We start from the raw sequence: 16,517 nt of genomic DNA on the forward strand, positions 1-16,517 counted from the left end.
CACTTCAGACTCCACAGGATTGTAACTCCGAAAAATTGTCTTCATCAATCCACATTGATCAGTTCCTACGCTGGTCGAAGTCAATCGCTTCCCGTTTCCTTGAAAAGATGTCCCCATGACCTGGTTAAAAATGATACTGCTGTCCATCATTCAGGGTATCAGCGAATTCCTGCCGATCAGCTCTTCCGGGCACCTGGTAATCGTGGAGAGCCTGCTGAAGATCCAGGCAGATCAGACCGATGTGAATATCGTGTTGCATGCGGGAACACTGCTCTCGATCCTGATCTTTTATCACAAAACGATCTTTCGGCTATTAAGCCGGGACATGCGTGTCATTCCACTGATGATTGTGGGCACACTGCCAGTTGTCGTGATTGGACTGGCGGCCAAAAAATATGCAGAGCACTATCTGGAAAGCCCTCTGCTGGCAGGCTGCATGTTGCCTGTGACCGGCCTGCTCCTGCTGCTGATTCCTCGCATTCCACATCACGACCAGAGCTACACAAAAATCACTTACAAGCAGGCAATTCTGATTGGACTGGCGCAGGCAATTGCCATTCTGCCGGGAATCTCCCGCAGTGGAAGTACCATCGTTGCAGGACTGCTCACGGGGATGTCGCGGCAGTCGGCAGCCACCTTCTCTTTTCTACTTGCCATCCCGGCGATTTCCGGCGCCACCATACTGGAGACGGCGGAAATCATTTCGAGCCAGCACCTCAGCACGCCCCTGAGTCTGTTACTCATCGGCGCCCTGATCGCGGCAGTCGTAGGACTTGTGTCACTCTGGCTGCTCGTGCGCTGGCTGGAAAAAGGCAAGCTGCACTACTTCGCCTACTGGTGCATTCCACTGGGAATTGTAATCGTCATCATGCAGTTGATCTGATCATCAATCTGCTTATTTACGACCACTCCGACGGACATAGCAACGCAGTGAGCGTGGCGGCAGGACGGCAACACGAGGATACAACGTCGCTCCATCCCGTTTGGGGAAAATATCCATCGGAGAACGGGCTGAAGTATCGATAGTCAGGTTCCACTCCTTAGGTTTGATTCCAACAGGCAATTCAAATGCCTGCGGATCATGTGAGGAATTAACCAGAATCATCAAGTCAGAACCATCGCGCACCCTGCGTGAGGTGTGTCTTGCACCCAATATGCACAACAGGCAGTTCTTATCATGGCGCCAGTCGACAGATTGTCCCATGACGTTATACCAGCTGACATCGGGCAGTTTCTCAACACCATTTGATTGACCGGTGAGAAAATTCCGCTGTCTCAGGGTTGGCTCACAAAGCCGAAAATGGATCAGTTCTTTACAGAATCGATACAGACCTTTGTACTTATTGACCAGCGACCAGTCAAACCATGAAATGGCGTTATCCTGACAGTAGGTATTGTTGTTCCCCCGCTGAGTTCGGCGGCATTCATCACCAGCGAGCAGCATCGGGACACCCTGGCTCAAAAAGAGCGTCGCCAGCATATTCTTGATCTGTCGCTCACGCATCCCGATAATGGCAGGATCATCAGTAGGACCTTCAGCGCCGAAATTCATGCTGATGTTGTTATTTTCGCCATCCTGATTATCTTCGCGGTTGGCATAATTGTGCTTGTGTTCATAGCTCACCAGATCATTCAGCGTGAAACCATCATGTGCGGTAATAAAGTTCACGCCATGAAATGGTTCGCGTCCCGTCTCCTGATAGAGATCGCTCGACCCTGAAAGCCGGGTAGCATAATCGCCTAGCGTAGGAACATCACCTCGCCAGAATCGACGAATATCATCCCGGTAACGGCCATTCCACTCCGCCCAGCGAATGTGTGAAAAGGAGCCGACCTGATATGCGCCGGCAGCATCCCAGGCTTCTGCGATCAGCTTGGTATCTGCAAGCAAGGGATCTTCTGCGATCGCTTCCACCAGGGGAGGACTGGGGACGAGATTACCACTACGATCACGGCTCAGAATCGAAGCTAAATCAAAACGGAAACCATCAATATGATAATTGCAGGTCCAGTGCCGCAGACAATGGAAGATCATTTCCCGAACAACCGGATGGTTTCCATTAATTGCGTTTCCACAACCGGAATAGTTTTTATAGTATTTTCCACCTTGATCCAGATGGTAATAAACCTGGTTTTCCAGTCCACGGAATGAGAGGGTTGGACCATTCTCATTTCCTTCCGCAGTATGATTGAATACTACATCCAGAATCACTTCGATGCCGGCTTTATGCAGTGCTCGCACCATCTCTTTGAATTCGCGTACCTGCCCCCCTGGTTCTGAACTCGTCGCAAAACCACGGTGCGGTGCAAAGAAGGCCAATGTTTCATATCCCCAATAGTTTTGATGGTCTGTGAAAGTACCATCGGCCTCATTCATCGGGAATTCGTGAATGGGCATTAACTCGACCGCGGTGACGCCCAGGTCAATCAGATAAGGAATCTTTTCAATGACTCCCAGATAAGTGCCGGGATTCTCCACTCCACTGGAAGGTGAGTTGGTAAAACCACGCACATGCATTTCATATATGACAGTATCAGCCAGATGGTGACGGACATGCCGATCTCCCTGCCAGTCAAACTGATCATCAACAACCACACATTTAGGAGGCCGCACGATACCATCTAATGCAGGCTGAAAATTTCCTGCTAGCGCTTTCGCATAAGGGTCAATCAGTCGCGCCCGCTTATCAAATCGCTGGCCGATTTCCGGCTGAAAGGGACCATCTGCCTGAAAGTGATAAAGCTGGCCTGGACCAATGCCGGAGATGAATGCAGTCCAGATATCTCCGAGGCGTCCATATTCCTGATTGAAACGGATGACTTCCGAAGGCTCTGTATCATCAACATGATTATACAGTAAAAGCCACATTGATGTGGCTGATCGACTGTAAACGGAAAAAAGCACCCCGTTATCCTGCGGCACCGCGCCGTAGGAAAAAGTATGCATTGAATGAATCGGGGAGCTGAGAGAGTGTACCAATTCGCGACCCATTGCTGACCTGTTCCTCACAATGACTGCATCAAACGTTTAAATGTGAAAATAATTGAATCTTCTCCTGAGCGCCAAAAAAAGAAATCAGAACTTTCCGTCTAACACAGTTACATATCTTTAAATATTTCAAAACGGCTGTCAGCCTCATGCCACAGAACAGAGGCAACCGCCATTAAATTCTAACCATTATCCCTAATTCTATACTTCGACGTCCCTGCCAGTAATTGATCATTCTTTTTTTTTCTGAAATTGAGAACTTTAAAATCAGTATCTGATTGAAGCTATGACCGAGAGAAAGATCGCTGAGTACTTTATTCAATCAACACTCAGTTTATACATAAATTAACTGAGAGGTGTAGATAGTTTAACAAGTAAAACAACTTTACCCAGAACAATTTCCCAAAAATGACAACTGAGCTGCTGGAACGTTCCAGCAGCTCAGTGCTTGCATAACCACATTTTTCATCCTGTAGTTTTGAACCAGTTTTCCAGTGAAATATACTTTACTCTTAAGGGAAAAATGGATCATTTCGGATGGAATTAGTAGATGCTGGTACAGACGTCCGGTATACGGGCTGGGTTACCGGGCGGTAAGCCGGGTATTGCTGTACACCGTTAAACCCTGTTCCGCGGTACCCGGTATAGTTCTGGGTAGGATAACGGTATTGAGTCAAGTTACAGTTACCACCAGGGCAGTTGGCTGTACCGTAAGGCGTTCCGCAGTTCCCACCGGGGCAACTGGCAGAGCCATATCCGGTTCCACAATTACCCGAGGCACAGGGACTGGCGTAATTGCTGGTGAAGTTACTGGTGGGGGAACAGACACCATTAACACAATTCGTCCTGCCATAAGAAGCTTGGCCATAAGATGTCTGACCATAATAGGGACGATACGTCTGCTGTGCAGTCCGATAGCTGACAGGTCTGGTTAACGCACGAAAAGGCGAGGTAATCACATCGACCACACCACCGGGACGAGGTTGAAAGAAAGCTGTCTGAGTTTCAGCAGCTTGAGAGTCGTCAGACAGCATCACAACAGCCGCAGCGCAAATAGCTAAAGTTGTAAGGAAACGTTTCATTGAGATTTCTCCACATTTGAAAAAACGAGTTACTGTTATCATTTAAACCACATCGTGGCAAATAACAGCTAATGCACTCGCCGTGCCAAACTACAACAACCACCATCAACACATCACACTATACCATTACAATACAACAACTTATACACATACAACTAAAGCCAAATAGATCATTTTAGCAACACACCAGATCAATATTTGTAACAATTACGACATCATTTCTACAAACAGCCATCACTTAATCTGATTAATATTAAAACAGGTAGGATTTTCGGCTAACCTGTAGTGATCAGTTAAATTTAAACAACGTTTACAGGCATTCCACCCGCCCCAACATGTTATCAAATTGATTAGCTTGTTTTTCGTTCTGGCAGTCTGGTCTGGTTATTCTAAATAGACGCTATTGCCGATATCCCATATAACTCCTCCCCCCAGCTCAGCAGACCTTTTCATTGGGATGTATTTTTCACAGATCCCATTTGCAGTGATGAGAACCATGAATCGGTACACCAAAAAAATCGACCAGTTTGCAGCAGCCCCCATGTTCTGCTGTTCTATTCTGTTTCTCGCTTTTTTCGCGGGCACGCTACATCTCTTCAATCTGGAATCGCCGGGAATCGCACTGGATATCTGCAACTGGTGCCTGTTCCTGCTCTACCCCTGCTTCGTCGTTGAAGCCATCACACATATTGCACTGGGAAGTCCCCGCTGGAAATTTAATCTGCTGTACTGCCTGGCTCCCCCTCTCAGAATTTGCGCACGAGACCAAATGACGGGACGCGCGATCTGGTTTCCCATTCTGGCGTGGCGGGAAGTCAATAAAGCATTTCTGGAACGTGTGAGAAAATCCTTTTCCGTGCCTATGCTGGTGATCGCCCTGCTGGTGCTCCCACTGTTTGCGCTCGAACATTACTGGCAGAAACAGATTGAAGCCAGCCCCCTGATGGCGGATATCACTGCTTTAGCAACCGGGTTCATCTGGTTTGCATTCACGCTTGAGTTCATTGTAATGATCTCGATTGAACACAAACGCGTAGACTACTGTCGCAAACACTGGATCGACCTGGCCGTCATCTGCCTGCCGATGATTGCCTTCCTGCGGGCGTTTCGCATGGCTGGGCTGCTGAAGTCCGCGCGGGTGTTTCGCTTAAAGAGTCTGGTAATGAAGCTCTACCGTGCACTCCTCATGCTGGAGGTCATTAACCGATTACTACAACGAAATCCGGAAAAACGGATCACACGCCTGGAAGCCCAGCTCCTTGAGAAAGAACGCGAAATCAATGAGATCAAAACCGAAATCGCGATGCTGTCAGACAGGATTGCCTTGAAATCTCTGTCAATCTGCGAGGTTACCTGCCAGGATGAAACCCAACAAAAAAGAGCAGCCTGACAGTAATTACCCTCAAAACACGGTAGCGCGATTACTCATCCCGATCATAACGGGGACGGCGATCAGACCAGTCACCAGGCAGCTTTTTCAGGTGCTTATCCAGAAACTTCAGGATATCCAGTTCAAGCCCCAATCGCTTGCCGATCATATCAGTACCTCGCAATTTGCCTGGGTACTCCTTGAAGTACATGCGCTCTTTGGAATCCTGTGCGGAGGACAATAGCGTATAGAGCTTGTTGGCAGACCCGCGATCCAGGGAGTCGCTGGCACCAGTGCACACGAAAAAACTGACCCCTAATATTGGTTCCTTGACCTTGACTGCAGCGCGCGAGGCAGAGACTCCAGGAACACTCGCATCAGGTGAAATCAGTACCAGTGCTCTCACAGTCTGGCCTTTGGGGGTTTTGGCTGCCAGCACAGGCGCGTCATCATAGGGAATTTTACTCCAGTCATATAGAGCATAATTCAAGACAATCGGCACACTCATGTCCGACGCGATGACTGCTGTTTTCTGCATGTTTAGATGTTTTTTCTGATGTTCCTCGTACAGAAACTTCCAGACCGCTTCCATATCCAAACCGACCATCGCCCTGTAATCCAGAGCGGAAAGCTTATCCCGGGAACTTCCTTTCTGATTCTGATTGCCTCCTGCATCTGCGGCAGTCAACTGACTTTTGCCATGCTTTCGCAAATCAACAGAGACAACTGCATACCCATTCTGCTGCAGTATGGGCGCAAACTGCTGATCCCATACCCGTTTACTTCCTCCCTTACCATGCAACAGAACAACAACGGGCGACTCAGAAGCATTACTGGATTCAAAGTAGGTAATCGCAATCGGCCAACCACCCTGTGCCGTTAAGGTCATCTCCTGAGGTTTAGGCGGACCTTTAGTATCTTTAGCCTGTGCAAAGACAGCACTGCTACTTATCAACGAAATGGAAACCAACGTGAAGACCGAATAAATCAGGTGACTTGTTTTCGTACAGTGTAAAAGATTTCGCACGGAACCCCCTCAACGTTGGAATAAATTCTTTGTGGCTGTAAGCTTGATGATGCAAACGGTCTGGGATATGCAATATTTCTATTGAACTATACTTTTATTCTATGAGTTATTCATAGTGAGGTCAATTAGTGTCCTCGCTTTTCAGGATCTTCTCTCTCCCGATTACTGTATTTTTCAGTATATTTTATCATTCTTCAACGCGAGAACAGATTGTCAATGCAGGACCAGGAAACCAACGAAACCCCCTCACGACCATTTCTTGGTCTGCAACGGGATGATCAGTATTTCCTGGGGATCCTGTTCACCATCATCCTGCTCCTTGCGCTGATTCATTTAATTCAGTTGTCGCATTGGGGAACGAAATCCATTGTAATCGAACGGCTGCCACATCTCCCCTACGAATATCAGGTTGATATCAATCAGGCAACCTGGGTGGAGTTTGCTCAACTTGAGGGTATCGGCCCTTCTCTGGGAAAACGGATTGTAGCCTACCGGGAAGCCAATGGTCCCTTCGCTTCCCTCGATGACTTGAAAAACGTCAACGGAATCGGCGAAAAGAAACTGAACGCCAACCGGAAACACCTGATTTTGGATTCCACCTTGAAGACCTCAATCCATTGAGGTCTGGTTGCGTTCAGGCTTGTACAGCCTCTGAAAGCTGAAGACTGCTGATTCCCTGTTAAAAACAGCAGTTTTTCAATATCTTTGCCGCTCCCGTTCTGAAGTCAGTTGATTCCATACCCGAATCACGGTTGAATAGTCTGTTCAATCATTGATTCAGATCCAGTCTTTCTGGCTGATCTTGCCCGAAATAGCGTTTCATCTAAAGGGTTTACTTCTTATGGCAGGTTTTGATCATGGCTCCCATGAGCCAGATGAACAGGAGAGTCTTGAGACCATTTCGCGAAACACGCGTCTGGGTCTCAAACTCTTCGTAGTCTATCTGGTGTTGTATGGTGGATTTGTATTTCTAAATACGTTTTCGCCTGCCCAGATGGAAGTGGTCGTCTTTGCCGGCTTGAACCTGGCCATCGTCTATGGTTTCACCCTGATTATTGCCGCGTTTCTGCTGGCCCTGATTTATGGCTGGTTGTGCCGCAATGAGATTAACTCCCCGTCTGCAGATAATGGGGAGGCAAAATCATGATTTATGAACCATCACTAATGGCCGTTTTAATCTTCGGTGCCATCGTCGCTGTAACCCTCGGACTCAGTTTCTGGCTGGGCGCCAAAGCCAAATCGGCAAAAGGCTACTTCGCCGCTGGTGGAGGCATCCACTGGTTTGTGAACGGGGTTGCCTTTGCCGGCGACTACCTGTCAGCCGCTTCATTCCTGGGTATCTGCGGCATGATTGCCTTTTATGGATACGATGGGTTCCTGTATTCCATCGGATATCTGGCAGGCTGGATCGTGGCTTTGTTCGTGATTGCAGAACCACTCAAACGTATGGGCCGATTTACCTTCGCCGACGCGCTCGACAGTAAATTTCAATCTCGAGGTATCAAGCTGGCTGCTGCCATCAGTACTCTGGTAGTCAGTATTTTCTACTTGATTCCCCAGATGGTCGGCGCCGGCGCACTGATTACCCCTCTGCTTGGATTCCCGCACTACGTCGGCGTATTGATGGTCGGGACCATCGTCATTCTGATCGTCGTGACAGCAGGCATGGTCAGTACAACCTACGTGCAGTTTTTGAAAGGCTCATTGCTCGTCATCTTCAGCACTATTCTCACCGTTCTGATTCTGCAGCGTGGTCTTTCCACCGAACCAGTGAACGATGGTAAAACAACTCACCAGTTCCAGATCCTGGGCCCCGCTGCGGTGAATGATCTTCAGCAATGGAGATCAGAATTGAAACTCACCGATCAGGACAATCTGACTCCCCTCGATCAGGGAGCCTGGGCGAAAAAAGGATTCCTGCGACTGATACAGGACGGCAAAACATCTTATTGGAAGATTTCTGAAAATGAAGAACAGCAGTATTTTCTTTCCGAAACCCAATACAAACTGACCACATCCCAGGGCGCTGTCATCATCAATGGCTTGCCACAGGGTACAGGCGAAGGAGAAACCGATTTCTATCCCGTCGGTCGCGTCAGCAAACTGCCCGGCGATAAAACAGAGACGGGTCCGCTGGGACTGACCAGTTTTTTAAGTACCATTCGCGAAAGCGAAATCATCCTCTGGGGGTCTGAATCCATTAAAGAAGAGGATGGTTCAGCGTTGACGATTTATTTTCCTCAACCCACGTCGGGTGAAAAAGTTCTCAGTCCCGGTAACCATCCTAAATTTGCCGGTATCCGTGGTGATAAATTCTCCGAAAAACTCAACTTCCTCTCATTGATGCTGGCTCTCTTTTGTGGAACCGCATCGCTGCCACACATTCTGATCCGTTACTACACCGTGAAGGATCAGGCCAGTGCCCGGAAAAGTACAATCGTCGGCATCGGCAGTATTGGTTACTTCTATATCTTAACCCTGTTTATGGGGCTGGGAGCCATGACCAGTGGCGCCATGGACGTGACCAACTCTAATATGGCTGCTCCCCTGCTCGCAAAGAGTATCGGCGACTGGCTGTTCGCCATTATCTCCGCGATTGCCTTCACCACAGTACTCGGAACTGTCAGCGGTCTGATTATCGCTTCCAGTGGCGCAGTCGTGCACGATCTGATGTCGAGCTTTCTGAAAATCGAAATGAATGATTTCGCTAAAGTGCGCATCGCCAAGATTGCATCAGTCGTCGTAGGTGTGATTGCCATCATTCTGGGTATCCTGTTTGAAAAGTTTAATGTGAACTACCTGGTTGGCTGGGCCTTCAGCGTGGCCGCGTCCGCGAATCTGCCGGCACTGGTGATGCTGCTCTTCTGGCCTAAAACGACCAAGCAGGGAATTACCGTCGCGATCTTCACCGGGATGATCACTTCACTGGGTTGGATCCTGTTGAGTGCCGACTCGTATAAAGGCATCTATGGATGGGAACCTGCAGATGCGATCGTTCCCTTCAGTCAACCTGGACTGGTGACCATACCGCTGGGCTTCATTGTTCTGATCGTCGTCTCATTAATGACGCAGCCCAAATCACAGGAGTCAGTCAATTGACAGAACAACCACATGAACCAGAACAGGAATGGCTCACGGCAACTGCTATGGAGGATGAATACTCAGTCCTCTTTCGCCTCCTGCCGGAAATCCCACAGGATATCAGCACGGCTGATTTTCCCGCCCGGGTTGAAATCATCTGGTCGTACACATCGCCCAACGCTACAGGCATGCCAGGTCCGGAAGATCAGCAGCAGATGAATCAGTTTGAAGAACAACTGGTCGAGATCTGGCTGAAAACAGGCTTGGGACACCTTACCATGTTGATCACCGGAAACCAGATCTGTGAATGGCAGTGGTATCTGCGTGATGCGGAGCTGGCGCTGCAGGTATTGAACGAGGCACTTGCTGACGCAGCACCACTGCCGATCGAGTTCCATACGGAAGCCGATCCCGACTGGTACGCCTACTCAAACTTCATGGAACAGGTCACCGCCTGATCAGAATTCAGGCTCCCTTTTCTGTCTGATTACCGAAGCGATCCAGGATTTCGTTGACAGTTGAACGAATGGTGATACACAGACCATCCAGATCAAGGTCGTCTTCGTCCAGCCCGAACGGTTCTTCCACGGAGTGCGCAATTACTTCAATCCCGATCATGAAGTAAGCCATGATCACCGTCAAAGGCACTGTCCAGAATTCGAAGTCATCGACCAGTCCCCAGGGAAGTGTACACAGATAAAGCGTAATACAGTGTCGCACGAACAGACGATACGAAGGAGAAAGCCGCGTTCTGCGGATTCGCTCACATCCACCACAAATTTCCATCAACTCCCGTACCTCGGTATCAATGATTCGCATTTCGTCGCCGTCAATCAGACCGGATCGTTTCCAGCCAATCACGCGGCGATAAATCAGGTCAGCGATATAAGCCGGTATATGCCGTGGCGGAGGATCGATCTGTTCGAGTTCCGGGAACATATCGAAGTCATCATCTTCACGCAGGTGATCGCGTAATGCTTCTGGAAAAGCCACGATCATTCCTGCCAGTACCCGCAATTCTTCGCGGTCAAAATTGGTGAATTCCCGAAATTTAATTGCCATGTTACGAGTTACATTAACCAGGCGTCCCCACAACTTGCGGGCTTCCCACCAGCGGGAATAAGAACTGTTCGTCCGAAACACCAGCAAAAGTCCGAGTACCAGCCCGAGGATTCCGTGCAGACTCGATGACAGATCACCAAACTTGTGAATATCTTCACTCAGCGTCTCGGACAGACCAAAATCATGTAACCACCCCGGGTTCTCTTTGATCACAGGGATCAGACTGTAAACGCCGACCAGGCCGGCATAGAGAGAAATACGTCCAAGTGTTCCCAGTTTCTTCTCGATAAACGTGAGATTCAATTCTGGATCAGCTGCCATAAAACCAAAAACCCTGCATTAAAACCAGACAAACTTATCCTGTCAGTTCGCTTCAAATAATTACAGGGACTCTAGTTTTTTCGCTCTAATAATACAACTGAAGTATCATCATGCCTGCCAGATCCGTCTGTAAAAGCATTGGAATCTCGAAACAGATTTTCGAGCGACTGTTCCAGATTCACGCTCCGCGATGACTGCAATGATTGCATGATTCCGGGAATTCCAAATTCGCCAAATGACTCTTTTTCGCCGGGAAATGCTTCTGCCAGGCCATCCGTAAAAATCAGCAGGCGACTGTCAGGCGGGACAAAAGATGTGTGAATATCATATTCTGCATCAGCTACGATTCCCAGTGGCAGTCCCCCATCGTTGATGGTCCCCAATTCGTGAACCTGATTGGTTTCCAGTTCTTGAATCATCGGTATTGGTGCACCGGCGGAAGTCCATTGAAATTCATTGGTCTTGGAATTCAAGATCCCGTAGAGCAGCGTGATAAAACCTCCATCATCATTTACGATGGCCTGATTACATAATCGGTTATTCACATCCTTCACGAAGGCAGCCGTATCCAGATATTTGTTGGAACGAATCATTCCCACCAGCGTATGCATGGTCATGATCGACATGCAGGCTTTCATGCCATGCCCCGAAGCATCGCCAACCAGTAATACCAGATTATCATCATCCAGCATAAAGACATCGTAATAATCCCCTCCTGCCAATGTCACAGGCTGACCACCGAACACACGAATCTGTGAAGATTCATACCGCGCGGTGACATCAAACCGGTCGGGTGAGATCAGGTTCGTCGGGATAATTGATTCCTGCAGTTTACGTACGGACTCCACTTCTTCGCGCAGGCGTTCCGCCACAAAACGTTCGCGTTCCGCGCGGACTGAATCGACTACGCTCTGTAATGTGGTTTCCAGCAGGAACATGAAGTCCCCGCCTTCATCGCGGATAATGTAAGCCCGCATGCCCGCCGTTAAGAAGCGGGCGACGTGAAAGGTTCCCTGTGTGGGACACGCTCCTACAACGGGGGTATCCAGATGCTTCTGCCGTATCTGCTCAAAATGATCAAAGGCGGTTTGCGGATCCGGTGACATGATCGACATCAGAATGATGTCCCAGTCATGCTGCTCGAGCACCTGCGACATGAAGTCTTCAGGTGTCGCACAGATTATCAGTTCATTTTCACTCACTCCCAGATACAGAGATATGAGTTCGCATTCATCGGGATTATCCCACCCAATCAGAATTCGCATATGTGGCCCCATTAAAATCGAATTCATAATAAATTAACTGATCTATCATATAATTTTTATCATCAGATATCGACACAAATTACCGGCAACAATGTGTTTAGAGAGAGATAACTCATTCAAATCAACAGCTGTGTACATTCTCATATCAACAGAGATTCACTCACAATCTGCTCCCTCCGAATGCTGAAAATACTGAACTTGATCCTCCCGCGCCGTGGTGCAAACTACGACGTTGTGAGTCGCGCGCGTGTACCGCATTTGCAGGTGATCATCAGGAACCGGGCTCAGATCAACACGATCAAAGCCACTGGTTTCAGCACGATTTTCCCAGTCAGTGCTCAAAAGTCATCTGCGGGTCGACACAAGTCGGATTACTTCACCAGACTGTGGGCACAAATCAGCATGATACCATAGCACTTCACACTGGTCTCGCCACCTGCTTTTATGAGTCAGTCTTGACGGTCTGGTGTCTCTGACGAGAATGGCGACATTGAAACAATTGGAAGAATCATAAATCAGGGGAACACTCCAGCTTCTATTCAAAACGGTTCGTACAGGCGGACCTCCGCGCCCCCGTTTCCTGTTTCCTGCACAGTCCCGTTTCCCCTTGGATTTTACCTGAAGTCATTTCGAGTCGTGAGATGAACACGCTGCAGTGATACACTACGATCCCTTAGAGATAGTAAGCATTCATTTTGAATTTTTGAAAATTCCAACCTGCGGCGCGTCACTCTGAGCTGGATGCCGACGACCAGCGAATCGCCGAAACTCACAGGCAATATCAGAATCCTGACGAGCTGACATGAATAAATCAGTTTCACTAAAGAACTCAGAATTCTCCGAAAAGCCTGTCGGCTCATTGACTCTCTCCAAACCCGGAAGTGATAATTGATAACAGGAAAGCCTGTCAGAGAAAATCGCTCCTGCAAGCTTCCCTCATTCAATGACTTCCCCTTTCTACCAGTTAACTGCCATTTTTTTTCTGATTTATGAATCATGCAGCAATCACCGCATGCTGCCCCATCAGAGTCACTACCAGAATACGCTGACAGCTTGCTGCAGGAGACGGAAAGTAACAGAGTAAAAGACAATTAATGTACTTCGCATAACAGGCTCACCCTGATTGCCATAATACCGTTCCCAATGCGGACGCTCTCGCAAAGGACCAATCGAATCATCATGCACCAGAATCGAAAGTCACATCATGCAACCCGCCGCCGGAATCGGCCTGGTTTGCTGCTCCTGCTTGGCCTGCTTTTACCCTGTGTATGGGTAGCACCTTGTGCGGCTGAGCCCCCCAACATCGTCCTGATCATGGCCGACGACCTCGGATTTTCAGACCTGGGTTGCTACGGTTCGGAAATCCGGACTCCCCATCTGGACCAGTTGGCGAAAGACGGCCTGCGATTCTCTCAATTTTATAATGCCGGTCGCTGCTGCCCCACGCGTGCTTCCCTGATGACGGGCCTGTATCCACATCAGTCGGGTATGGGCTGGATGAACCGAAACGACAAACTGCCCGGCTATCAGGGTGAACTGAACGAACACTGTGCCAGCATTCCCCAGGTCCTTTCGCCAGCAGGCTACCAGTGCTATCACGTCGGCAAATGGCATTTGACGTATCGCATGAAAGAATCCAACGAAAACTGGCCGCTGGGACGAGGCTTCACCCGCGCCTATGGCACCGGGGGAGGTGGAAACTATTTTGCTCCCCGACCACTTTATGAAGACAATCAGCATATCAAGCCTCCGCAGCAGGACTACTACGTCACCGATGCCTTCAGCCAGCGCGCAGTCGATTGCCTGAAAGATCATGCACAAAAACAGCTGCAACAACCCTTCTTTATGTACCTCGCTTATACGGCTCCGCATTTTCCGCTCCATGCCTGGCCCGCAGATATCGCAGGCTATCGAGGAAACTATCTGAAAGGCTGGGATCAACTCCGCAAACAGCGCCATCAGAAAATGCAGGAGTTCGGACTAATCAACAGCCCGCTCTCCCCGCGCGACCCCGATGCCAAAGCGTGGGAATCACTCTCGAAAAAGGAACAGCAGGAATGGGATCTGCGGATGTCCGTCTACGCCGCCATGATCACCAGCATGGATCGAGGCATCGGACAGGTACTCAAACAGCTGGATGAGATGGATGCTGCGGACAATACCCTGGTGCTCTTTCTGTCTGATAACGGTGCCAGTGCCGAGTACATCGATCGCGGACACCAGCCAGGCGCAGTCACAGGCACACGCGAATCCTTCCGCTGTGCCGAAGTCGGCTGGGCCAATACCAGCAACACCCCGTTCCGCTTCCATAAAATGTGGATGCATGAAGGGGGCATTTCAACACCCCTGATTGCCCGCTGGCCTCTTCAAATCAAACAGACTGGTGATTGGACACGACAGACCGGACACGTCATTGATCTGCTGGCCACCTTTGTTGACATTACCAAAGCGGAATATCCCAGGACGCGCAACGGTAAACAGATTACTCCGCTGGCAGGCAAGAGTCTGTTGCCCACTTTTCAGCATCCGGAACAGACAAAACCACGCACACTCTTCTGGGAGCATGAAGGCAACCAAGCCATTCACCAGGGAAACTGGAAACTGGTTAAAGAACATCAGCATGACTGGGAACTTTACGATCTGAGCCAGGATCGCAGTGAACTGCATAATCTGGCAAAATCACAACCGGAGCGCGCTGCCTCCCTCGCAGATACCTGGCAGACCTGGGCTGAAAAAGTGGGAGTCGTCCCCTGGGAGCAACTGCCGGCTCCGGGATATCGTAGCAAGGGTCCCGATTTTTATCGTAAAAAGTAAACCACGCATCTCGTCGCTTTGGGAGGATCATTATATGAAGCTGAAATCACTGCACCAGAGTCTGTTATTCGCCGTGTGTTTGCTGTCAATTCCTGAAACCATATTGCAGGCAGAACAGAAGGCCTCTGCTTCCCGACCGAATATTGTGTTCATCCTGATTGATGACATGGGCTGGCCCGACCCTGTCAGTTACGGAAACCAGTTTCACGACACGCCCCATATCGATCAACTGGCCAGCGATGGCGTGCGCTTCACCGATTTTTATGCTGCCTGCCCGGTCTGCTCTCCCACGCGGGCCAGTATCCAGGCAGGTCAATATCAGGCACGACTGCATCTGACTGATTTCATCCCCGGACATTGGCGTCCGTTCGAAAAACTGATTGTCCCTGAAAATGCACCCCATCTGCCTCTGGACATCGTCACACCTGGCGAGCTTCTGCAATCGGCAGGCTACAATACCGCCTACTTCGGAAAATGGCATCTGGGGCCGGAATCACATAACCCGGACCAGCAGGGATACCAGACTTCACTGGTAACAGGCGGCCGTCATTTTGCGCCCCGCTTCCGTACGACACCTCCCACAGAGGTTCCCGACAAAGCCTATCTCGCCGATTTCCTGACCGATAAAACGATTGAGTTTATCAAACAAAACAAATCAGATCCTTTCTTCGTCCAGTTGTCGCATTATGCAGTTCACATCCCGCTGGAAGCCAAACAGCAAATGATCCGGAAATATCAGCAGAAACCCAAACCGGCTTCCGGCATTAATAACCCTGTTTACGCCGCCATGGTCGCCCATGTGGACGACAGTGTGGGCCGCATCGTCGCTGCACTGAGGGAACTGAATCTGACTGATAATACCGTGGTGATCTTCACCTCGGACAATGGTGGTCTGCGACAAAGTTTTTCTGGCGGTGATATCGTTTCCACAAACGCCCCACTCCGAGATGAGAAAGGCTCACTCTATGAAGGGGGCATTCGGGTGCCGTTGATTATCAAATGGCCGGGAGTTGCTGCCGCGGGTAAAACGTGTGCCGAGCCCACCATCAGCGTCGATTTCTGGCCTACTTTTGCAGAGATTGCACATGCAAACCCTTCCGGACACCAGACCATCGACGGGCTGAGTCTGGTTCCTCTCTTAAAAGATCCCGCCAACCATCTCAACCGCGATGCGATCTATTTTCATTATCCGCATTACCATCACTCGACCCCGGCAGGTGCCATTCGCGCAGGAGACTGGAAGCTGATTGAATTTTTCGCAGATGGCAACCTTGAACTCTATAACCTGAAACAGGACCTGTCCGAGACCACGAATCTGGCTGAAAAGAATCGGGAAAAAGCGGTGGAATTGCAGCAGAAACTGGCAGACTGGAGAGCCAGCACGGGCGCCGCCCTGCCTGTCATAAATCCTGAATACAATCCTGCGCGGGCCTCTGAATTCTGGAATCCTCGCACAAATCAACCGGTTCCCGCACGAAAAAAGACGCGTATTGACCAGGCAAACTGA

13 protein-coding genes are annotated in these 16,517 nt (G+C 49.5%); 8 read left to right on the forward strand and 5 right to left on the reverse strand.

The features are described from left to right. The first annotated feature begins 115 nt into the window (after positions 1–115). Complete coding sequence (locus Pan161_RS17790) at positions 116–883, forward strand: undecaprenyl-diphosphate phosphatase (protein ID WP_145229363.1); 768 nt, start codon at positions 116–118, stop codon at positions 881–883. Between the two features lie 12 nt (positions 884–895). Here Pan161_RS17790 and glgX read toward each other — a convergent pair whose 3' ends face one another. Both glgX and Pan161_RS17800 read right to left on the reverse strand, forming a co-directional pair. Beyond that, positions 896–2,992, reverse strand: a complete 2,097-nt coding sequence (gene glgX, locus Pan161_RS17795; RefSeq protein ID WP_145229365.1) for a glycogen debranching protein GlgX — start codon at positions 2,990–2,992, stop codon at positions 896–898. 509 nt (positions 2,993–3,501) lie between these two features. Continuing rightward, positions 3,502–4,071, reverse strand: coding sequence for a hypothetical protein (locus Pan161_RS17800; RefSeq protein ID WP_145229367.1), 570 nt, complete (start codon positions 4,069–4,071; stop codon positions 3,502–3,504). Positions 4,072–4,567: 496 nt separating this feature from the next. On the opposite strand from Pan161_RS17800, the gene Pan161_RS17805 reads away from it, so the two are divergent. Then, positions 4,568–5,461, forward strand: coding sequence for a hypothetical protein (locus tag Pan161_RS17805; protein ID WP_145229369.1), 894 nt, complete (start codon positions 4,568–4,570; stop codon positions 5,459–5,461). 31 nt (positions 5,462–5,492) lie between these two features. On the opposite strand, the gene Pan161_RS17810 is transcribed toward Pan161_RS17805, so the two are convergent. Then, positions 5,493–6,467, reverse strand: a complete 975-nt coding sequence (locus Pan161_RS17810) for an alpha/beta hydrolase (RefSeq protein WP_145229371.1) — start codon at positions 6,465–6,467, stop codon at positions 5,493–5,495. Positions 6,468–6,683: 216 nt separating this feature from the next. Between Pan161_RS17810 and Pan161_RS17815 the strand changes: the two genes are divergently transcribed. The 4 genes from Pan161_RS17815 (at position 6,684) to Pan161_RS17830 (ending at position 10,006) form a co-directional block, all read left to right on the forward strand. Further along, the gene (locus Pan161_RS17815; protein WP_145229373.1) at positions 6,684–7,088 is read left to right on the forward strand and encodes a ComEA family DNA-binding protein; all 405 of its coding nucleotides are present in this window, start codon (positions 6,684–6,686) and stop codon (positions 7,086–7,088) included. Between the two features lie 220 nt (positions 7,089–7,308). Continuing rightward, complete coding sequence (locus Pan161_RS17820; protein ID WP_145229375.1) at positions 7,309–7,614, forward strand: DUF485 domain-containing protein; 306 nt, start codon at positions 7,309–7,311, stop codon at positions 7,612–7,614. Further along, positions 7,611–9,566, forward strand: a complete 1,956-nt coding sequence (locus Pan161_RS17825) for a sodium/solute symporter (RefSeq protein WP_145229377.1) — start codon at positions 7,611–7,613, stop codon at positions 9,564–9,566. Before Pan161_RS17820 ends, Pan161_RS17825 begins: the two co-directional genes overlap by 4 nt. Continuing rightward, entirely contained in the window at positions 9,563–10,006 is a 444-nt protein-coding gene (locus Pan161_RS17830) for a DUF695 domain-containing protein (protein WP_145229379.1), read from the forward strand. Before Pan161_RS17825 ends, Pan161_RS17830 begins: the two co-directional genes overlap by 4 nt. Before the next feature lie 7 nt (positions 10,007–10,013). Here the strand turns inward: Pan161_RS17830 and Pan161_RS17835 are convergent, their stop codons facing one another. Beyond that, complete coding sequence (locus tag Pan161_RS17835) at positions 10,014–10,931, reverse strand: bestrophin (RefSeq protein ID WP_145229382.1); 918 nt, start codon at positions 10,929–10,931, stop codon at positions 10,014–10,016. 71 nt (positions 10,932–11,002) lie between these two features. After that, the gene (locus Pan161_RS17840) at positions 11,003–12,196 is read right to left on the reverse strand and encodes a PP2C family protein-serine/threonine phosphatase (protein ID WP_145229384.1); all 1,194 of its coding nucleotides are present in this window, start codon (positions 12,194–12,196) and stop codon (positions 11,003–11,005) included. Positions 12,197–13,375: 1,179 nt separating this feature from the next. On the opposite strand from Pan161_RS17840, the gene Pan161_RS17845 reads away from it, so the two are divergent. Continuing rightward, positions 13,376–15,010, forward strand: coding sequence for an arylsulfatase (locus Pan161_RS17845; protein ID WP_197995383.1), 1,635 nt, complete (start codon positions 13,376–13,378; stop codon positions 15,008–15,010). 34 nt (positions 15,011–15,044) lie between these two features. Further along, positions 15,045–16,517, forward strand: a complete 1,473-nt coding sequence (locus Pan161_RS17850; protein WP_145229389.1) for a sulfatase — start codon at positions 15,045–15,047, stop codon at positions 16,515–16,517.

It is taken from the genome of Gimesia algae (assembly GCF_007746795.1).
GTDB classification, from domain to species: domain Bacteria; phylum Planctomycetota; class Planctomycetia; order Planctomycetales; family Planctomycetaceae; genus Gimesia; species Gimesia algae.